The following is a 19448-nucleotide window of genomic DNA, read 5'->3' on the forward strand; positions in this document are numbered from 1 at the left end:
GCCTTTTCATTATCAATAACAGTTATCTAATCGCTGCCAAATAAATCACGTGTATACACGTTATCAGCAACATCTTTGATATCGTCAGACAAACGATTAGCTACAATCACATCGGCAATACTTTTAAACTCATTCAGGTCTCTGATTACCCGGGAATTAAAAAACGTTTCATCTTCAAGTGTTGGCTCATACACAACTACTTCGATACCCTTTGCCTTCACCCGCTTCATAATCCCCTGAATCGCTGATGCACGGAAATTATCAGACCCGGATTTCATTACCAGACGATAAATCCCTACTACTTTTGGCTCACGGCTTATTATCGAATCGGCAACAAAATCTTTGCGGGTAGTGTTTGCATCAACAATCGCACGCACCATATTACTTGGAACATCTTTAAAATTTGCCAACAATTGCTTGGTATCTTTAGGTAAACAATAACCACCATAGCCAAAAGACGGATTGTTATAATGGTCGCCAATTCGCGGATCAAGCCCTACACCCTTAATAATTTGCTCGCTATTCAGGCCATGACTTTCAGCATATGAATCTAGTTCATTAAAATATGCAACACGCATAGCAAGGTAAGTATTTGAGAATAACTTCACAGCTTCAGCTTCAGTAGAATCCGTAAACAACACTTCAATATTATCTTTACGGGCCCCTGTCTGTAACAATCCTGCAAACACCTCAGCTCTGGAAGAGCGTTCTCCGACAATAATTCGTGAAGGATAAAGGTTGTCATATAAAGCCTTTCCTTCCCTCAAAAACTCTGGCGAAAACATCAACTGCTCGCAGCCAAGCTCTGCTTTCAAACGCACAGTAAAACCGACAGGCACCGTGGATTTAACAACCATCACGGCATTAGGATTCAGTGACATAACATCTCGAACAACACTTTCAACAGAACTGGTATTGAAGTAATTCGTTTCCGGGTCATAATCAGTCGGTGTAGCAATGATGACAAAATCAGCATTTTCATATGCTTTCTGCTTATCCAGTGTCGCTGAAAAGTTCAGGCTATCGTCCCGTAAAAAGGCTTCAATTTCGACATCAATAATAGGGGCTTGGCGACTATTAAGTAACTCTACCCTCTCAGCAACAATATCCAATGCAACAACTTCATTGTGCTGCGCCAGTAAAAGCGCATTCGATAAACCTACATAACCAGTTCCGGCTACAGCAATTTTCATATACTTAAACCTATTAAAAGCTTGATTCCAAATAACAAAGTCCGTTTCTGTGTAGCATAGTCATACCTCTGAAATTCTAACTATGGAACTTCACTTCAGGTTAAATGACCGTCCGGCTATCAACACAACTTCTAGAGTAGAAAATGTTACCATAGTTTCCCTGATTTAATCCGAATATCCCTGCAGATCTACTGATATGAGCCAAAACACTTCTTGCCAGAATGCCCTACTCGAATGGCGTGACAACCAACCTTTTTCAACTCAATATGAAGATGTTTATTTCAACAGTGAAAATGGACTCGAAGAAACGGATTACGTTTTTCTTCAGGGGAATAACCTTAAAGAACGCTTTCAAAACCTTACAAGCCATAACAATCAAAACTTTGTAATTGCGGAAACGGGCTTTGGCAGCGGTATGAACTTTCTCAGTACCTGGAAGTTATGGCTGGAATACGCACCTAAAAATGCCTATTTACACTTCATCAGTGCTGAACGCTTTCCCTTTAGCCGTGAAGACCTCCAAAACGCTTTAAGCATATGGCCTGAATTTCAACCGTTCCTGCCGGAGTTAATCCGTCAATACCCAATGCTAATCACTGGCTTTCACCGTCTAAACTTTACTGATAGCCGAATTAAGCTAACGTTGATGTTTGGTGATGCCTGCGCTTCCTATACCCAGTTATCAGGTAAGATAGACGCGTGGTTCCTTGACGGTTTTGCACCTTCAAAAAATGCAGACATGTGGCAACCAGAATTATTCGAAACGATGGCAAAGCTCAGTAAAACCGGCACAAGCTTTTCCACATTCACCTCAGCAAGCATAGTCCGCAAGGGCCTTCAGTCAGCAGGGTTTGAAATCAGAAAAATACCGGGATTCGGCCTTAAGCGAGAAATGCTAACAGGTAGTTTTCTAAACAAAACCAAAACAATATCATCCGGTACACCTTGGCTAAACGTACCTCAGCCTCCGAGCCATCAACGACACGCGACTATCATTGGTGCCGGCCTCGCTGGCTGCTGTACGGCCTGGAGCCTCGCTCAGCGAGGCTGGCAGGTTGAAGTCATAGATCGACATTCCAAAGCAGCACAAGCCGGCTCAGGCAACCACCAGGGCGCCCTATACGCTAAACTGCCCGCTAAACCTATCAGCAGCAGTCAAATCCATCTCCAGGGATTTGTATATTCGCTTAACTTTCTTGAAAACTGTATTTCTGCATCTGATATCTGGGACAAATGCGGCATGCTACAACTAGCCACTAATGAGAAGGAGACATCACGCCAGGCAACACTTGTTGATACGGCTCTTTATCCATCAAGTCTTATTCATGCCGTAGAACCCCTCGAAGCAAGTAGCATTGCAGGCCAGCAAGTTAACTGTTCTGGATTACATATTCCGAATGCCGGCTGGGTAAGCCCAGGAAAACTCTGTAATCTTCTGCTACAGCACTCAAATATCAAAACACGCTTCGATACTTATGTAGACCGGATAAATTATTCGGACAACGAATGGCACCTCTATGATGCAGATAACAACACCATTGCCCAATCAACCATCGTCATAGTTGCCGGTGCCAGTGAAAGTAAACGCTTTGAACAGCTAAGTCATTTTCCAGTGAAACCCATACGGGGCCAGGTCAGCCTGCTAAGCACTACACCACAAACACCCACACTCAATACTGTAATCTGTGGTGAGGGCTACATCTCTCCACCATTAGATGATCAATGGTGCTTTGGCGCCAGCTTTGACGTTAAAACTCCAACTAATGAGCTTCGTGACGAAGATCATAAAAGTAACTTTAAAAAACTTCAGCGGGTTTTGCCGGAACTGGCAGCTCACTTCGAGACTCATAGTAATAAGATTCACGGTCGGGTTAGCCATCGTTGCGCATCCGCAGACTATATGCCAATAATCGGTGCAGCCCCCGACTACAATGCCTTTATCAATGATTTTGCTAAGCTGAATAAAGACAGTAAATGGCACTTCGACTGTCAGGCAAAACACCATCCAGGCCTCTATGTAAACCTGGCACACGGCTCGAAAGGATTAATCACAGCTCCTCTTAGTGGTGAAATATTGGCAGACATACTCAATTTGACACCTATACCACTGGAAAAAAATTTGATAAATGTTATGAATCCAGGCCGTTTTATCATCAAGAATTTGAAAAAAGGGACGATATAGAGGTATACATATAAGAGAATCAACTAACGGATCCACACATGGCGCTAGTCATTTACGATCAAGGGTATCGCATCCAGACACCGGTGAGGTCGAATTTTCCACCGACAGGTGTTGAACAACTGACAGACTTGTCGCAATCCAAAGAGACTGCGACACAAGCTGATCACGAGCGTGATCTTATTGCCGCCACTCAGCATAAAGAGTCGCAGCAGAATAGTGCACGCGCGCATCAAAAAGCGGCAAATATCTACCAGCAAGCCCGAAGTAGCAACCCTGCAGAGGCCGAACCACGCAGCTATATTCCTGCAGCAATGATCATGTCACAACCTGTTCAGAGTGTTTTATCTGGCAGCCCTATCCGTGCAGCACTTTATAAGATGCAACAGTTACGGATTGATCACCTGATTGTACTTTCTGGCCAGGGCTTACTGTTAGGCGTGGTAACAAAGTTACTGCTGATGCAGGCACTCAGCAAAGCATCCCTGATGGGTAAAGAACTGGAAGATACAATCGACGGCTGTTTCGATACTAAGGTTGTTACAGCTACGCCGGAAACAAATATCCGGCAATTAGCGGTTACCTGTGTCGACAAGAAACTAACCTGCATACCGATCGTCAGTGAGGAAGGAGACATCAAGGGAATAGTAACCCGAACAGACCTGTTACAATCTCTGATCAACAATGAATGGCTGGATAGCCGGGGATTATAACCTTCCCGGCCACCTCTATTTACTTAAGGAAAAATCTAGTTTTCAAGCAGAGACTTAGGTGCAATCTGCTCTTTCTTATCTTCAGGAAAAATCCAGCGGAAAACCTTTTTAATACCAGTCCATATTTTTGGTAACAACCAAACGGCAAATAAAATAAAGACTAATAACGCGACAAGAAAAAATACCGGTTGAGTCAGTGCTGTCCATAACCCTGCTATGACCAGAATATCTTCTGAAAATGAAGCTAACCAGTTTGAAAGCGGTTCCGGCGATGTATTGATTAATACCCGACTACCGGCTTTCAGTGTATGGCTGGTAGCAGCCATTGTGCCGCCGACCAGCCCTGCAGCTAACATTGCAGCACCATTAACATCGCCCATTGCACCTGCTGCTAACACAGCTCCTGCCGGAATCCTGATAAAGGTATGCAAGGTATCCCATCCGGTATCAACACCAGGAACCTTATCGGCAAAAAACTCTACGCAATACATAAAGCCTGCGGCAATCAGCACCATTGGATCGGCTACTAATTCTAATCCGGGCGGCAGCGCCATATGCCCCATATTAGACATCAAACCAAGCATCAGAATAGCTGCATAAAGATTTATACCACTGGCCCAGCCAACCCCCATACTCAACGCAATCAAGGTTATTACCTGATCAAGCTGTTCCATAAGCACCTCGCACAATTTCAGAGAGTGTTACGGTAAACTATATTACAAGCGCCTGTATTCTGACTGAATAAGATAACTACTTCGCCACTGCTCAACCTTGCCTCAACCTGTGCTACACGGTCCTTCAGTGCCATTTCAACACTGCCATAATCAGTGCCGTCGCGGGTGACAAACTCTTCTATCAAGTTGAGTAAAGCATCCCTGGAAAGCTGATCATGAGGAATTATCATTTAGCCTTCCAGCTCAGTTAGCCGCTCAATCAATTGCGCTTCATCGAGCACGTCTATCCCCAGAGATTCTGCTTTTTCCAGTTTGGAACCTGCTGCAGCACCCGCGACTACATAACTGGTTTTTTTCGATACACTGCCAGCCACTTTCGCACCCAGATTCTGTAACCGCTGTTTCGCTTCATTTCGGGTTAATTGCTCTAAAGTTCCGGTTAAAACCCAGGTCTGACCATCCAAAGGTACCGTTTGCTCACTCACTTCAATGTTCGACCAACTTACGCCTGCATCCCGGATCGCCTGAATAACTTCAAGGTTATGCGGCTGACGGAAGAAACTCAAAATGTAACGCGCCACAACCGGACCTACATCCGGCGTCTGCTGCAACATTTCTTCATCAGCGGCCTGTACCGCTTCCAGGCTTCCAAAGTGCATTGCCAGTGTGCGCGCAGTAGCTTCACCAACTTCACGGATGCCTAACGCGTAAATAAAACGGGGTAATTCAGTTTGTTTACTGGCATCAATGCTATTCAAAACATTAACTGCTGACTTATCCCCCATACGTTCCATTTTAGAAAGCTGAAGATGCTTAAGATGGTACAAATCTGCCGGACTGTGGACTAACTCCCGTTCCACTAAGCCATCAATCAGCTTCTCACCCAGGCCATCAATATCCATCGCTTTACGGGAGATATAGTGTTTCAGGGCCTCTTTACGCTGCGCCGCACAACTTAAACCACCGGTACAGCGTGCAACTGCTTCGTCTTCAAGGCGCATGACTGCGGAATCACACACAGGACAGGTATCCGGCATAACGACTGGCTTAGTTCCTTCAGGCCGACGCTCTGACACAACGCTGACAATCTGCGGAATAACATCACCGGCACGGCGGATAATAACACTGTCGCCAGCGCGCACTCCTAAACGTTCCACTTCATCCATGTTATGCAAAGTCGCATTACTAACCGTCACCCCACCGACAAACACGGGTTCTAAGCGCGCCACGGGCGTAATTGCGCCAGTACGCCCCACCTGAAACTCAATCGCTTTTACTTCAGTAATTTCTTCCTGTGCAGGAAACTTATGCGCAATCGCCCAGCGTGGTGCCCGCGATACAAAACCTAGGCGCTGCTGAGTACGTAATTCATTAACTTTAAATACGATACCATCGATATCGTACGGCAAAGCTTCACGGCGTTCAGACAGATCTGCAAAGTATTCCATACATCCCGCTACACCATTTACAGCACGCATTTCAGGATTAATTTTAAACCCCCAACCCGACAGCTGCTGTAACACACCGGTATGCGTATCGGCCAAATCACCCTCAACGATACCTACGCTGTAGCAGCACATTTCCAATGGACGCGAAGCGGTTATTCTGGAATCAAGCTGACGTAAGCTCCCGGCGGCGGCATTACGAGGATTAACAAAAGGCTTATCCCCTCTGCTCAGAGCTAATTCATTCAGTTTCTCAAAGCCCGCTTTCGGCATATAGATTTCACCGCGAACTTCTAAACGCCGGGGATAACCCTCGCCCAATAAACGCAACGGAATACTGTTGATCGTCCTAACATTTTGCGTAATATTCTCACCGGTTGAACCATCACCACGCGTTGCTCCCCGCACTAACTTGCCGTCTTCGTACAGTAAACTGACAGCAATACCATCAAGCTTTGGCTCACAAGCATACTCAAGCTCGCTATCCAACAGTTCAAGGCGGTCCTTCAGACGCTTATTAAAGGCCCGCATGTCATCGGCATCGAAAGCATTATCAAGTGACAACATTGGCATTTCATGACTCACCTGCCCAAATGCGGCAAGAGGTACATCACCGACCCGCTGAGTTGGCGAATCATCAGTTATCAGCTCAGGATTATCTGTTTCCAGACTTTTTAATTGCTGAAACAGACGGTCATATTCCGCATCCGGTACGGTGGGCTCATCCAGCACATAATACTGATAGTTATAACGACGTAGCTGCGCCCGCAAACGCTCTGCTGTCTGACTGACAGAAGTATCCTGACTCATGAAATTTCCGGTGAACTTGATTTAAGACCCCAGCTGTGATTACAGCTGAGGTTTGAGTTTACGCATTTCAAAATGGCGAATGCGTTCACGATAATGTTCTTTAGTCTGAGTTCTCATGCTCGAGCGATTTTCATCCAGCAATTCACCGCCCAGATTTTTAGCGACAGCTTCCGCAGTACCCAACATACACTCGTATGCATTCATGACATCACGAGGCTCTTCCATCGACATAAAGAAAGTCACTCCGCGGGTATCCAGACTTTCCATATTATCAATATCAAAAATGCCAGGCTCCATCGCATTAGTCATGCTGAACTGAATAGCCCCCTGATCAAAACCATCTTCGTAACGGTTAAAGATCTGCATTTCACCAAAGTGCATGCCGCATGCTTTAACAATTTGCAGCAAGTTACGACCGTTAAAGCCGTCTTCTTCACGGGTAACAACTGAAATAACTAAAACTTTATCCGCATCCGGGACAGCTTGTACAGTACGTTTCTTTGACTCAGGCACAGCAACAACTGACTCATTAGCTTCCTGAATCGGCTCAGCTACCTCTTCTAAAAGCTCATCAAAAGTCTTTTCCTCTATATCCATAGATGGTTCTATGTACATAGGCTCTGGTTCAATATCAGTAAAAGTTGGCTCTTGCCGTTCTATTACCGATTGCTCTTCAAGCTGCTCAGACTCATACACCGCTTCACCAATCAGTGGTGCATGGCTAAGATCATCAGTATCATCCTGGTCTGCATTATAACGCGAAGCAGGCACCGTCATCTCTTCAGCGGCTATGTCGTCAACAATAGCCTCTTCAGTTACGAAATCTTCAATTACAAGCTCTTCAATTACTGGCTCTTCAGCGCTAAAAGAGCCGGCTGTAGCCAATTCAGCTCTTGTTTCCGGATCTGAATAATTACTACCAAGATCCATAGTCGCTTGCATTGGGCCTGAAGTATGAGCAGAACCATTGCCAAACAGCTCTGTTATAGGCTTCTCAAAGTCCAACTCGCTATTCTGATCATCATCTCCCTGATCAACGTCATCCACTGCCTTTGTCAGACGTGGAGAAATGAACTCCTCTACCCCCTGACTTAAATCATCAATGTCTTCTTCATCATACTGGTAGTGAGAAGGCCTGGAATCGACAGGTTCAGACTGCAGCTCGCGACTCGCTTCTTCGAATTGATAGACCGGCTCTGCTTCAGTTTCAGGCGTATCATAATGCATATCAGTTGATGCTGACTCCTCCCTCACTCGAGAAGCAGATACACCATCATAGTCATACAAATCTTCATCGACAGCCTCCAGAGGCTCAAACAATGGATCTCGCTCTGCAAAACTGTCAGCATCAAATGCAGGAGCACTATTTGCAACTCTCTGATCTTTAGAATTATTACTCTTGGATGCACTACCATCTAAAGCAGAAATTACCTGTGCATCACTTATATCTTCATTACCTGCACTGAAAGAAACAGGCGCTTCTGTCGCTGGCGCTTCTGAAACAGGGCTTTGAGTTTCGGCAATTAACTCTGGCTGCGCATCATATTCAGCGGCATAACGTACATCGCCAAGATTCTCGAAGTTAACCTCATCATCTTTCGAGGCTTCAGCAAACGCAGGTTCAGTTTGTATAAATTCCGACGGTAAGTCTTCAACGACAGGCTGATCAATGAAAGCGTCATCAACAAAAGATTCTTCAGTCACTTCAGAAGTATTAGCAACAATACGTGGCGCTGAAAGGCCATCATGGCCAGTAGTATTGAAGTCCTGCTGGGTATATTCAGTATCGTCGTTAGATAACGTCTGATTAACAGTCTCAAATTTTGGCTGAATATTGTCATCAAAATCGGCTTCAGAGCTAACTTCAGATGCCAACTCGCCCAACTCTACAGCAGGCTCTGCTGTATATTCATCGGAGGGTTCTGGGGGTAATTCAGATTCGACATCACTGGCAAGAGAGTCTGAAAACTCACGCTCAACAAAATCCGTATGATCAGGATCGTCAAGAACACGAAAGCCGCCATTAGGCAGCTCGGGGTTGTGGGTTTCGTCAGGAAGATCCACCAGGCTCTTATCGATCTGCATGCGCAATGTATTTCGATTGCTGCGCATACGTCGCCACCCGTCGATGATGATTAATGCAATGACTATAACGCCACCAATAATCAGCCATTCACGTAAACTTAGCTCCATCAATGAATCTAACCCTTAGCAATAACAATAGACTGTAAAAATAACGTCTATTTTATGATTGAGCATAAGCACCTGCAACACAACAAATCACAGATAAGTGATTGTTTAACAAAAAACAGGCGCAAAACCCGGCTTTATATATATGACCCTTTTTTTTATCTGATGTTCCAGGTCATCCGTCCCACCGAACCTTTATTACTTCGCAAGGCCCGGCAAGACAAAACAGAGCTTACTCAACAATATGATCGATAGACAGGTCTAATATATCAACTTGTTGCTGAACAGCAACAGGAGAAATGGTGCCGGTAAGATCACCAGCCTGCGGACGCAACTCACCACTTGAGGAAACCCGGGCAATGACTTCAACTTCAGCAACAGAAGAAAGCGTCATCTGAGGCTGCATCGCCATGCTGTCATCTAACACAACTTCAGCGGGTAAATCAGCCACGGTTAAACGCACTGCTGCTAATGGCACACGTCCACCAACAGGTCGGGCAAAAATAAATACCGGACTATCTGCACTTACCGAAGCAGCAATTTCAGGCTTGAGCGAAACTTTAATACGCAAAGATGCCGATTTAAGTTCAGGCAATTCAGGTACAGTTTCACCCAGCTCGATCAATGCCTGACGCGCAGACTCAATACCACTGCGTAATGACTCCTGCTGAACAGGCTCAGCATTATCATAAGCACGGCGCCAAAAGCCTAATGCCTCGCGATAACGCTGGTTTTCATAAGCATCAATACCTAATAATCCTAACGCAGTTACTTCATAAGGTTCATTCGCAAGAATATCATCAAGAATACCGCGAATCTGACCATTCATCTGATTCTCATTCGCTAGATATAACGCCTGTGCATATTGCCCCTGAACGCCTGCAAACTGCGGCGCATCCTCAGGTAAAAACTCCAGTACCCGGGCAAAACTGCGGGCTGCATCCTGATAACGCTGCATATTCATGTAGCTATTAGCTAACAAAAACCAGCCTTCCGGCTTATCCGGCTCAGCACTTAAACGGGCTTCAAGCTCTGTCACAGCTTCATTCATACTTGGGGTCTGTCCGTTAAACGGATCAGCCTCCCCGTTCAGCATGGCAGTCACATCGTCCACACGGCCATATTCGCCGTAAATTGCAATGGCGGATACTGGTACCAGAATTGCCAGTAAAATTGCCGTAACAAGTGTCTGAGATGTTAATCGCAACGGCTTACCGTTAAGAGCCTCAAGATCGGCGACATCATTAAGCAGGTTCTTTTCCAGCTCCAGCTTTAATCCCGCATGATCATCATTCGATAAATTACCTGCATCGAGCTCAGCATCAAGTTCCGTTACACGTTCTTTATAGATTGCAATGTTCTGTGCCTGACGATCAACCGCAACATCTTGCGGCTGGCTCAGTGCTCGGCGGGCACGAAAATAAGGTAACAGAACAAAACACATTGCTAACACTGTTAATGCGGCAATACCTAACCAAAAACTCGTCATGCGTCTTTATCCTGATCCTGTTTTAAAAGCGCATCCAGGCGTTGCTGCTCCTGAGGAGACAACCCAGATTTTTCTTGCTGTTTACCTACAGACTTCTTACGACGGGTAAGTGCAAAAATAACGGCAACACCTATCACCAGAAGTCCCGCAGGCGCATACCAAAGTAAATAAGTCTGACTGGATACACGGGGACGATAGAGCACAAACTCACCATAGCGCATCACCATGAAATCAATGATTTCATCATTATCAGCACCACTATCCAACATCCGGTAAAGCTCATCACGAAGATCTTCAGCAATAGGAGAGTTAGAATCTGCAATATTCTGATTTTGACACTTAGGACAACGCAGTTCAGCACTCAACTCCTGAAAACGTTCTCTGGTTGCGTTATCTTTAAACTCATATGTATCAATAGCGGCAACGCTTGCCTGGCTAATAAGCACTAACCAACCTGCAAACAAAACACCTAAGGCTTTACTCATGAATCAGCCTCCAACGCCTGCATCTGTGCTTTTAATTTTTGCCAAACTTTCTCATTAACCTCACCGATGTGTTTATATCGGATAATTCCGTCAGCATCGATAAGGTAAGTCTCCGGCGCACCGTACACACCCAAATCCAGCCCTAACCGGCCATTTGGATCAAATACATTTTTCGCATAAGGGTCCAGATACTTGTCCAGCCAGACTTTTGCTTTAGCCCGGTCATCTTTATAGTTAATCCCGTAAATCGTCACGCCTTCATCTCGGGCAATACGGTTCAGCTGCGCATGTTCCTGCTTACAGGTAGGACACCAGGTAGCCCAGACATTTATCAGTGCAGGACCCGTTAAGTCAGAAGCGGACATTATCTGATTTTCATCATATAAAGACGTTAGCGAAAACTCAGGAACAGCTTTACCCAGCAAAGGGGACGGGATAGATGTAGTATCCTGCCCTATGCCGCGCCACAGGAACAACGCCAGCCCGATAAAAATAAACAATGGCAATAAAACTAAAAAACGACGCATCGCAGAATCCTATTCTTAATGTCTTCAGACAGCCTGACGGCTAGCCAGCTCACGTTTTGCCTGACGGCTATAACGCTTATCCATAGCAGCTAAAATACCGCCTAAAGACATCAGCAGGCCACCCAGCCACAACCAGCGTACGAATGGCTTATACTGAACCCTTACAGCCCAGGCACCATATTCCAACGGCTCACCTAATGCCACATACAGATCACGGGTAAAACCCGGATCAATTGCGGCTTCGGTCATTACATTGCCACGGGCTGCATATAAACGTTTTTCAGGTAACAGCTGCGTATAAGGTTCACCATCTTCGAGGATCCGAATAACGCCCTGATCAGCTTTATAGTTTGGTCCCTGTACTTTACGGGCACCATCAAAAATAAACTCATATTGTGCAAAAGTTACCCGGTCACCCGGCGCCATTCGTAAATCACGTTCTTCATTATAGATAGACACCATCAGCGCACCGACTATTGTGACTGCAACGCCAACATGCGCCAGCATCATACCTACATAGCTACGGGACAAACCACGCATTCCGGACCACAGACCAGACTTCGCAGAAACCCGCTTATACAGATCCTGTAACCCAGTAAATGCCAGCCAGAAAACCAGCACCATAATACCGACAACCTGAAAGTTAAATTCCCCCTCATACAACCACTGCGTACCAATACCGGCAACAATACTTAATACAGCAGGTTTCCATAACTGACGAGCCAGCAACTCAATCTTAGTCTGGCGCCAGCGCGCCATAATACCTATCCCCATAAAGCCAGCCATCAACAACACCAGAGGAATAAACAGTGCGTTGAAGTAAGGAGGACCTACTGAAATTTTACCCCAGCCTAACGCATCGACAATAAGAGGATAAATTGTCCCCAACAACACCGTCATAGTTGCGATAACCAGCAGAATATTATTTATCAGTAACAGAGTTTCCCGGGATACCAGACTAAAACTGGATTCGCTTTTTACATCGGCAGCTTTCCAGGCATACAACACTAAAGAACCACCAACTGAAATCGCCAGTAACACCAAAATGAAATAGCCACGCGCTGGGTCCGAAGCGAAAGCATGCACCGACGTCAACACACCGGAACGTACCAGGAAAGTCCCTAATAAGCTCAACGAAAAAGCAAAAATTGCCAGCAATACCGTCCAGCTTTTGAAGACGCCTCGTTTTTCAGTCACAGCCAGTGAATGTACCAGTGCAGTACCGATCAGCCATGGCATGAAAGACGCATTTTCAACCGGATCCCAGAACCACCAGCCGCCCCAGCCAAGTTCGTAATATGCCCACCAGCTTCCTAACCCGATACCCAGAGTCAGAAACGCCCAGGCAACATTTGTCCAGGGACGGGACCAGCGGGCCCATGCTGCATCTAACTGGCCACTTAGTAGCGCAGCGATCGCAAACGCAAATGCAACCGAGAAGCCCACGTATCCCATATACAACATTGGCGGATGAATAATCAGACCAATATCCTGTAGCAGAGGATTAAGATCTGCACCATCTTGCGGAAATACCGGCAAATGACGATCGAACGGATTGGAAGTAAGAATAATGAAGAGTAAGAAACCTACGCCAATCATACCCATTACAGCTAAAACCCGGGCTACGATCGCCGGTGGTAAATTATCACTACGTACAGCAACAGCAACGGTCCAACCACCCAAGATAACGATCCACAGCAACAACGAGCCTTCGTGACCACCCCAAATTGCACTTATTTTGTAGTAAACCGGCAACGCTGAGTTTGAATTACCTGCGACATAAGCCACCGAGAAATCATCGACAACAAACGCAAAACCAAGGCACAGCAGAGCTATAAATAAAAACAAAAACTGAGCAACAGCCAATGGACGCGCATAAGACATCCACAGAGGATTATTGTTGGCAGAGCCAATCAATGGCACCGAAGCGAGAAGAAAACTCAGGCAAAGCGATAGGATCAGGGCGTACTGGCCAAATTCAGGAATCATTCTGCCTTAGCCTCTTGTGCACGCATCTGCTCTGGCATTTTGCCAGCTTTTTCTAATGCTTCTGCCACTTCCGGTGGCATATAATTTTCATCATGCTTAGCAAGAACTTCGGCAGCAATTAATTGCCCCTGCTCATTCATTTCGCCCTGCGCAACAATGCCCTGACCTTCGCGGAAAAGGTCAGGTAAAATACCTTCGTACACTACATTTACAGTACTGGCAAAATCAGTCAGGCCAAACTCAACCCGCAAACTTTCCGGGTCACGCTTCACACTGCCTTCAACGACCATACCACCAGCACGAATTCGGGTTTCAACCGGCGCCTTACCAGCCGCGATATCCGTCGGCGAATAAAACAAATTGATATTTTGACTTAGCGCGTACATCACCAGGCCAACGGCAACTGCTGCGCCAATTACTATAGATAAAACGATGAATAATCGTTGTTTACGCTTAGGGGTCATATTTGGCTTTGCTCCCGGCGCAGACGGCGTGCCTGCTCTTTATGAATCTGTTTTTTGGTACGCAGAGGTGCTATCAAATTCAGCACCACCACAACCAGGGCAATCGCGTAGCTCAACCAGACATAAAGTCCGTGGCCACCCATCGCCAGAAAATCACTAACACTCTCGAAACCCACTACAACCTCACTCGCACCGGTTTGCTCATTCCGCCGATGCTCTTAATATTAGTTTCGGAAACTTAACGGCTTTGCGCCTGAACCAATTCTTTCACCCAGCCACTGCGGCGCTCACGGGTAACGATTTCATTACGCAGCCTTAGCATCATGGCAACTGCAAAAAAGCAATAAAATCCCAGCACCATAATCAACAGAGGCATCCACATTTCAACTGGCATGGCAGGCTTTTCTGTCAGCGTGAAAGTCGCTGGCTGATGCAGAGTATTCCACCAGTCAACCGAATACTTAATAATTGGAATGTTAACCAGACCAACCAAAGCTAATACAGCGGTAGACTGCGCCGCAGTAGTTTGGTTTTCTATAGCTGAATTCAGCGCCATAACGCCAAAATAAAGAAACAACAAAATCAGCATAGATGTTAACCGGGCATCCCATACCCACCAGGCACCCCAGGTAGGTTTACCCCAGATAGCCCCAGTCGCTAATGCCAGCACTGCGATTGATGCTCCTATTGGCGCGCAACATCTGGCGACCATATCCGCCACTTTCATTTTCCATATCAGTCCAACAGCGCCGGCAATTGCCATCAACATATAGCAGGACTGAGCAAGAATCGCAGAAGGCACATGGATATAAATAATTCTAAAACTATTGCCCTGCTGATAATCTGCCGGCGCAAACGCTAACGCCCATGCAGTACCGCCCAACAACAGCAATAAGGCTGCCCAAGCAAACAAAGGCAACAACTTGCCAGTAATGTCATAACACCAACGGGGAGAGGCCAACTGGTAGAACCACCGTGGCACCCACTTTTTATCTGCCATATTACAACTACTTAACTGTTTAACAGTCTGTCAATTTGCCAGTTAACTACTGGCACTTATTCGCAACGCGGCAGCAATGGCAAACGGCGCCAAAACCAGCCCTAAAACTAAAATCGCGCCCAACAACGCCAAATAACCTGACAATGGTAAGCCCGTAATCGCTGCCTGAGCAGCCCCGGTGCCAAAAATCAGGACCGGGATATATAAAGGCAGCACCAGCAACGAGATAAGGACGCCACCTTTGCGCAAGCCTACTGTCAACGCAGCGCCAATTGCACCTATCAAGCTCAGGGTTGGCGTACCGAGCAGCAAACTCGCCATCAACCCCCACATACCTTCTACAGGCAGGAATAACATCACTGCCAGCAATGGTGATAACAATGTCAGCGCCAAACCTGTCATCATCCAGTGCGCAAATACTTTTGCCAGCACCACTAAAAACAATGGCTGTGGGCTCAACAAGGTTTGCTCAAGTGTTCCGTCTTCAAAATCTGACCGAAACAACCCATCCAGAGACAATAACGTAGCCAACAATGCAGCTACCCATATAACCCCTGGTGCTACTTCTTCCAAAAACGTCGGCTCAGGGCTTACACCTAATGGAAACAGACTGGCAACCATGAGAAAAAAGATCAAAGGGTTAACCAAGTCACTCTTGCGGCGGAAGGATAATAACAGATCCCGCTTCAGCACACCCCAAAAGAACATTTCACCAGCACCGCCGTTAGTCATATGTTTGACTCCGAAGTTCCGGTAGTTTTCCTTATGCACACAAATATTTGCCCAAGACAGGTTTTCATTTTACCTGTCCTCCGCGATTAGCTAATTGATCAAGGTTAATTTTTCGTAAAGTTCCTGCCATTGCTAACTCATGATGGGTGGTTAAGATAACCATTCCTCCCTGAACGGCATGATTGGCAATTAGCTGCTCAAGAGTAGCAACCCCCTGCTTATCAATAGCAGTAAAAGGCTCATCCAGAATCCACACTGGCGCAGTGCTTAAATACAACCTCGCCAGACTAACCCGGCGGTTCTGCCCGGCGGAAAGTGTATGACAAGGCACATCTTCAAACCCCTTTAAACCAACTTTCTGCAACGCCCAGTCAAGCTTTTCCACATTAATATGTGGCTGTATTGACGCATACCAATGCAAGTTTTCTAACGGTGTCAGCAAAGCTTTAACACCCGCCTGATGACCAAAATAAAGTAAATTTTGACGATACTCATCAGCACAGTCAGCAAGTAGCTGATCACCCCAGAAAATATCGCCTTCGTAATGATTAGACAGCCCACTCAACATTCGCAGCAAGGTTGTTTTCCCACTGCCATTTTGCCCTTCTATGCGAACCACATCACCCGCGGTCACGGTAAATTCAAGCCCGTCAAACAGTACGCGCTCATCCCGTTCACAAAACAGATTATCGACCCGAAGTGGTTCAACTGCCAATCTAAAAACCTCAGTTAAGCCTGAATATCACAGACATTTTTTTCACAATAAACACGGACTAAACCTATAATTTTTTCAGTATCCGCCGAAAGCAAGGCATTATATACAAAATAACTTCGTGAAGTGCACAGTTGCGGCAAAACTACTGCGCTATATCAACGCTCCGTGAGGCTACCAACTATGTTACCTCCCTCCAATATTCAAAATTCTGCGGGCACAACCAGTAACCCGCGAACTACTCAGGAGCTGGCAAACGCCCTTACGGTAGGTAAAGCGGCACAAGTTACCATCAAGCAGGTTTCTGTCAGCCCACTATCAGGCAATAATCCAAACCAACCCGCAACGGCCTCTTTAGTTATCCAGCTTGGAGGGCAGCAATATCAGTTAAAAATTCAACAACAGCCCGGAGAGTCTCTCACCGCACAGACCCAGGCTATTTTAACACGTACGGCGGACGGCAAAATCCTGCTCGACTTTTTACAGCAACCATTAACACCAGGGAAAACTGCGCCACCATCTGAGCAGACAGTTAAAACCAATGCCTCTGCTACATCGGCTGACCAGACAGCCCGCAATAACACTCCTGCAGCGCCTCAAGCGAAAACAACCAGCCAAGCTACTGTGAATCCCCATCAGACACTATCGACTGGCACGCAACGCAATTCCCCCATACAGGTAAACCTTGGACAGCCCCAACCTGCAGCATTGACCATAAACCGCCCTATATCAGGACAGACAATACAAGTTATTCCACAAGCACCACCTGCTGCTGCACCGCTTCAAACAGGCACAGCCCTTGCTTCAGTAACAACGCAGCCAGCAAGCCATACCCCACACTCTACTCAAAGCAACACAGCTCAACCTCCCGCTGCTCAATCAGGCATAACTAACGCTCAACCAGCAGAGAGTCAGGCAAACAACCGGCCTCTTCAAAAGTCATCGACTCCATCAGGAGCAGTGCCAACAAACAGCGCGCCAGTATCTCAGTCGCCAATAAATCAAAACAGCCAGAGAACGGCTCAAGCCACTGTAACAGCTAATCAAAGTAGCCCTACAGCCTCCTCATCAGCTCAAACAGTTCAATTATTAGCACAACCCAGCGCAGCACTAAGCAAGCAACTACCGCTGCAAAGGCCAGTTTTAGTTAACATTGAACAATCCACTCTACAAACAAACGGCAGCCAGACAATACAAGTGAAACTCGGTGACCAAAGCCTACAGCTTCGAAGCCCAATACCACTTAGCATCAACGACAAAGCAGTATTACTCAGAACCTCTGGTACACAGGCGGTACTGCAACCCATTAGCCCGGATATTCAAAGCAAAGAAAACCAAAAAATCATCAGCGAAACCCTACGGGAAGTTTTACCCAATCAGCAACCACTGGCCAATGTACTTAACCAGCTACAACAGATTGGTAAACAGAATAATAAACCGGAGAACAGTAATCTGAACAGATTACTGTCATCACTTATGAGCCTCTACAGCGTGCCTTCAGAAGGCGGTAAAGAAGCCAGCCAAAGTGTGCAGCGCAATGTACAAGACGGCGGTTTATTCAGCGAACGGCAGTTACTGAACAACAAACCACCTGCGCAGGACCTGAAAGCACAACTCGGTCAGCTCTTAAATGCTGCTGACAGTTTGCCGGAACAACCGCGCCAGCAAATGCTGGATCTGATAAAGTCATTACTTAACCGGGTTACTCAAAACCAGCTGGAAAGCCTGCAACAAAATCGCACAAACCCTGACGGGAGTCTCGAACGTTTATTTACGTTAGACTTACCGGTCCGGCAAGGCCAGCAGCTTGATAACGTAGAGTTAAAAATTAACGAGTATCGCCGCGAAGTTAACGAACAGGAATGGCAAAGCAGCTGGAAAGTTCGCCTGCACTTTAATTTAGAACAGCAAGGCACTGTCGATGCCGAGATATTACTGGAACAGGAAAACGAAGTAACCGCGCAATTCTGGTGCAGCCATCCATCAACAACAAACTTATTAAACGAAAAGCTCAACAGCTTTAACCAACATTTACAGGACCAGGGATTCGTTATCAACAACCTGAATTGTCATACGGGTAAAACACCCACTGCCAAAAATCAAGTACAGCAACTTATCGACATAAATACCTAGAGTAAACATGGCCAAAAAACCGACAGAGCAAAAACAGCTTAATCAGAAAGCCATCGCGCTGAATTATGACCGGGACTCTGCGCCAAAATTAGTGGCGAAGGGACGAGGGGTTATTGCCGAACAGATTATCGCCCTCGCTAACGAACATGACGTACATATTCATGAGAGCCCAGAGTTGGTAGAAGTACTGCTACGGCTGGAACTTGGGGATGAAATACCAGAAAGCCTGTACCGCGCAATCGCTGAAATAATCGCCTTCACTTATAATCTAAAACAGAATACAGCAAAGTCATAAATCAGCGTCGACCACGCACTTGTGGAGCTGCAACTTCCTTATGCAGTAAAGCCATCAATTCGGCTTCCGGACGGCCAATACCACAATTCTGTACAAGATCATCTACATCAGCGCCCATTTCCATAAGCCTCGCGGCCTGATTATACGCCAGCACACCCGGATCACGGTTAGCCAATTCCTGCTGTTTCTCGGCAGTAATGTTAAGACGACTCTCAATATCAACCAAGCGGTGCCCCATACCAATTGAGCTACTGGTCATCGCCTGAATTTCATTACGCAGAACGTTGATCAGCGCCTCGTACTGACGCTGATGCTGCTGTAGCTGACGATGAGCGCGTAAACTGTAAACAGTTGCAACAACAGCCAACAAAGCGACCACTGTGAATCCTATCCATATCATTACGTTCATCACTCTACC

Annotated in this window: 19 protein-coding genes; 4 read left to right on the forward strand and 15 right to left on the reverse strand. The window is 46.2% G+C overall.

The features are described from left to right. Nucleotides 1–26: 26 nt before the first annotated feature. A complete protein-coding gene (locus OCU49_RS20335; RefSeq protein ID WP_261842375.1) occupies nt 27–1193 on the reverse strand; it encodes a nucleotide sugar dehydrogenase in 1167 nt (388 codons plus the stop codon). A gap of 196 nt (nt 1194–1389) precedes the next feature. On the opposite strand from OCU49_RS20335, the gene mnmC reads away from it, so the two are divergent. Next, a complete protein-coding gene (mnmC, locus tag OCU49_RS20340) occupies nt 1390–3375 on the forward strand; it encodes a bifunctional tRNA (5-methylaminomethyl-2-thiouridine)(34)-methyltransferase MnmC2/FAD-dependent 5-carboxymethylaminomethyl-2-thiouridine(34) oxidoreductase MnmC1 (RefSeq protein ID WP_261842376.1) in 1986 nt (661 codons plus the stop codon). A 38-nt stretch (nt 3376–3413) separates the two neighbouring features. Continuing rightward, nucleotides 3414–4085 (forward strand): CBS domain-containing protein, encoded by a 672-nt coding sequence (locus tag OCU49_RS20345; protein ID WP_261842377.1) that lies wholly within the window; start codon nt 3414–3416, stop codon nt 4083–4085. Between the two features lie 35 nt (nt 4086–4120). Here OCU49_RS20345 and OCU49_RS20350 read toward each other — a convergent pair whose 3' ends face one another. From OCU49_RS20350 to ccmA, 13 genes are all read right to left on the reverse strand, one after another. Continuing rightward, a complete protein-coding gene (locus OCU49_RS20350; protein ID WP_261842378.1) occupies nt 4121–4759 on the reverse strand; it encodes a DUF4126 domain-containing protein in 639 nt (212 codons plus the stop codon). A 17-nt stretch (nt 4760–4776) separates the two neighbouring features. Then, nucleotides 4777–4989 (reverse strand): YheU family protein, encoded by a 213-nt coding sequence (locus OCU49_RS20355; RefSeq protein ID WP_261842379.1) that lies wholly within the window; start codon nt 4987–4989, stop codon nt 4777–4779. After that, a complete protein-coding gene (gene ligA, locus OCU49_RS20360) occupies nt 4990–7014 on the reverse strand; it encodes an NAD-dependent DNA ligase LigA (protein ID WP_261842380.1) in 2025 nt (674 codons plus the stop codon). 39 nt (nt 7015–7053) lie between these two features. Beyond that, nucleotides 7054–9207 (reverse strand): cell division protein ZipA, encoded by a 2154-nt coding sequence (gene zipA / locus OCU49_RS20365; protein WP_261842381.1) that lies wholly within the window; start codon nt 9205–9207, stop codon nt 7054–7056. A 229-nt stretch (nt 9208–9436) separates the two neighbouring features. Continuing rightward, nucleotides 9437–10693 carry a c-type cytochrome biogenesis protein CcmI gene (ccmI, locus tag OCU49_RS20370; RefSeq protein WP_261842382.1) on the reverse strand — a complete coding sequence of 419 codons (1257 nt, stop codon included), beginning with the start codon at nt 10691–10693 and terminating at the stop codon, nt 9437–9439. After that, a complete protein-coding gene (locus tag OCU49_RS20375) occupies nt 10690–11178 on the reverse strand; it encodes a cytochrome c-type biogenesis protein (RefSeq protein ID WP_261842383.1) in 489 nt (162 codons plus the stop codon). Before OCU49_RS20375 ends, ccmI begins: the two co-directional genes overlap by 4 nt. Further along, entirely contained in the window at nt 11175–11705 is a 531-nt protein-coding gene (locus OCU49_RS20380; protein WP_261842384.1) for a DsbE family thiol:disulfide interchange protein, read from the reverse strand. Before OCU49_RS20380 ends, OCU49_RS20375 begins: the two co-directional genes overlap by 4 nt. A gap of 24 nt (nt 11706–11729) precedes the next feature. Further along, entirely contained in the window at nt 11730–13694 is a 1965-nt protein-coding gene (locus OCU49_RS20385) for a heme lyase CcmF/NrfE family subunit (protein WP_261842385.1), read from the reverse strand. After that, complete coding sequence (gene ccmE / locus OCU49_RS20390; RefSeq protein ID WP_261842386.1) at nt 13691–14158, reverse strand: cytochrome c maturation protein CcmE; 468 nt, start codon at nt 14156–14158, stop codon at nt 13691–13693. Before ccmE ends, OCU49_RS20385 begins: the two co-directional genes overlap by 4 nt. Further along, the gene (ccmD, locus tag OCU49_RS20395) at nt 14155–14334 is read right to left on the reverse strand and encodes a heme exporter protein CcmD (protein WP_261842387.1); all 180 of its coding nucleotides are present in this window, start codon (nt 14332–14334) and stop codon (nt 14155–14157) included. Before ccmD ends, ccmE begins: the two co-directional genes overlap by 4 nt. A gap of 62 nt (nt 14335–14396) precedes the next feature. Beyond that, nucleotides 14397–15158: a heme ABC transporter permease gene (locus OCU49_RS20400; RefSeq protein ID WP_261842388.1), complete on the reverse strand. Its 762-nt coding sequence runs from the start codon at nt 15156–15158 to the stop codon at nt 14397–14399. A 42-nt stretch (nt 15159–15200) separates the two neighbouring features. Further along, nucleotides 15201–15890 carry a heme exporter protein CcmB gene (ccmB, locus tag OCU49_RS20405; RefSeq protein WP_261842389.1) on the reverse strand — a complete coding sequence of 230 codons (690 nt, stop codon included), beginning with the start codon at nt 15888–15890 and terminating at the stop codon, nt 15201–15203. Between the two features lie 64 nt (nt 15891–15954). Beyond that, nucleotides 15955–16605, reverse strand: a complete 651-nt coding sequence (ccmA, locus tag OCU49_RS20410; RefSeq protein ID WP_261842390.1) for a cytochrome c biogenesis heme-transporting ATPase CcmA — start codon at nt 16603–16605, stop codon at nt 15955–15957. A 180-nt stretch (nt 16606–16785) separates the two neighbouring features. Here ccmA and fliK point away from each other — a divergent pair, with 180 nt between their 5' ends. Both fliK and OCU49_RS20420 read left to right on the forward strand, forming a co-directional pair. Further along, nucleotides 16786–18735, forward strand: coding sequence for a flagellar hook-length control protein FliK (gene fliK, locus OCU49_RS20415; RefSeq protein WP_261842391.1), 1950 nt, complete (start codon nt 16786–16788; stop codon nt 18733–18735). A gap of 7 nt (nt 18736–18742) precedes the next feature. Further along, nucleotides 18743–19030: an EscU/YscU/HrcU family type III secretion system export apparatus switch protein gene (locus OCU49_RS20420; protein ID WP_261842392.1), complete on the forward strand. Its 288-nt coding sequence runs from the start codon at nt 18743–18745 to the stop codon at nt 19028–19030. Between the two features lies 1 nt (nt 19031). On the opposite strand, the gene OCU49_RS20425 is transcribed toward OCU49_RS20420, so the two are convergent. After that, nucleotides 19032–19439 carry a DUF2802 domain-containing protein gene (locus OCU49_RS20425; protein WP_261842393.1) on the reverse strand — a complete coding sequence of 136 codons (408 nt, stop codon included), beginning with the start codon at nt 19437–19439 and terminating at the stop codon, nt 19032–19034. Nucleotides 19440–19448: the final 9 nt, after the last annotated feature.

Source organism: Aliamphritea ceti (assembly GCF_024347215.1).
Taxonomy (GTDB): Bacteria; Pseudomonadota; Gammaproteobacteria; order Pseudomonadales; family Balneatricaceae; genus Amphritea; species Amphritea ceti.

What these genes read in the sequence shown, in the direction of transcription:
- OCU49_RS20335 (WP_261842375.1), bottom strand. Translation starts at nt 1,193, where the DNA reads ATGAAAATTGCTGTAGCCGGAACTGGTTATGTAGGTTTATCGAATGCG.
- mnmC (WP_261842376.1), top strand. Translation starts at nt 1,390, where the DNA reads ATGAGCCAAAACACTTCTTGCCAGAATGCCCTACTCGAATGGCGTGAC.
- OCU49_RS20345 (WP_261842377.1), top strand. Translation starts at nt 3,414, where the DNA reads ATGGCGCTAGTCATTTACGATCAAGGGTATCGCATCCAGACACCGGTG.
- OCU49_RS20350 (WP_261842378.1), bottom strand. Translation starts at nt 4,759, where the DNA reads ATGGAACAGCTTGATCAGGTAATAACCTTGATTGCGTTGAGTATGGGG.
- OCU49_RS20355 (WP_261842379.1), bottom strand. Translation starts at nt 4,989, where the DNA reads ATGATAATTCCTCATGATCAGCTTTCCAGGGATGCTTTACTCAACTTG.
- ligA (WP_261842380.1), bottom strand. Translation starts at nt 7,014, where the DNA reads ATGAGTCAGGATACTTCTGTCAGTCAGACAGCAGAGCGTTTGCGGGCG.
- zipA (WP_261842381.1), bottom strand. Translation starts at nt 9,207, where the DNA reads ATGGAGCTAAGTTTACGTGAATGGCTGATTATTGGTGGCGTTATAGTC.
- ccmI (WP_261842382.1), bottom strand. Translation starts at nt 10,693, where the DNA reads ATGACGAGTTTTTGGTTAGGTATTGCCGCATTAACAGTGTTAGCAATG.
- OCU49_RS20375 (WP_261842383.1), bottom strand. Translation starts at nt 11,178, where the DNA reads ATGAGTAAAGCCTTAGGTGTTTTGTTTGCAGGTTGGTTAGTGCTTATT.
- OCU49_RS20380 (WP_261842384.1), bottom strand. Translation starts at nt 11,705, where the DNA reads ATGCGTCGTTTTTTAGTTTTATTGCCATTGTTTATTTTTATCGGGCTG.
- OCU49_RS20385 (WP_261842385.1), bottom strand. Translation starts at nt 13,694, where the DNA reads ATGATTCCTGAATTTGGCCAGTACGCCCTGATCCTATCGCTTTGCCTG.
- ccmE (WP_261842386.1), bottom strand. Translation starts at nt 14,158, where the DNA reads ATGACCCCTAAGCGTAAACAACGATTATTCATCGTTTTATCTATAGTA.
- OCU49_RS20400 (WP_261842388.1), bottom strand. Translation starts at nt 15,158, where the DNA reads ATGGCAGATAAAAAGTGGGTGCCACGGTGGTTCTACCAGTTGGCCTCT.
- ccmB (WP_261842389.1), bottom strand. Translation starts at nt 15,890, where the DNA reads ATGACTAACGGCGGTGCTGGTGAAATGTTCTTTTGGGGTGTGCTGAAG.
- fliK (WP_261842391.1), top strand. Translation starts at nt 16,786, where the DNA reads ATGTTACCTCCCTCCAATATTCAAAATTCTGCGGGCACAACCAGTAAC.
- OCU49_RS20420 (WP_261842392.1), top strand. Translation starts at nt 18,743, where the DNA reads ATGGCCAAAAAACCGACAGAGCAAAAACAGCTTAATCAGAAAGCCATC.
- OCU49_RS20425 (WP_261842393.1), bottom strand. Translation starts at nt 19,439, where the DNA reads ATGAACGTAATGATATGGATAGGATTCACAGTGGTCGCTTTGTTGGCT.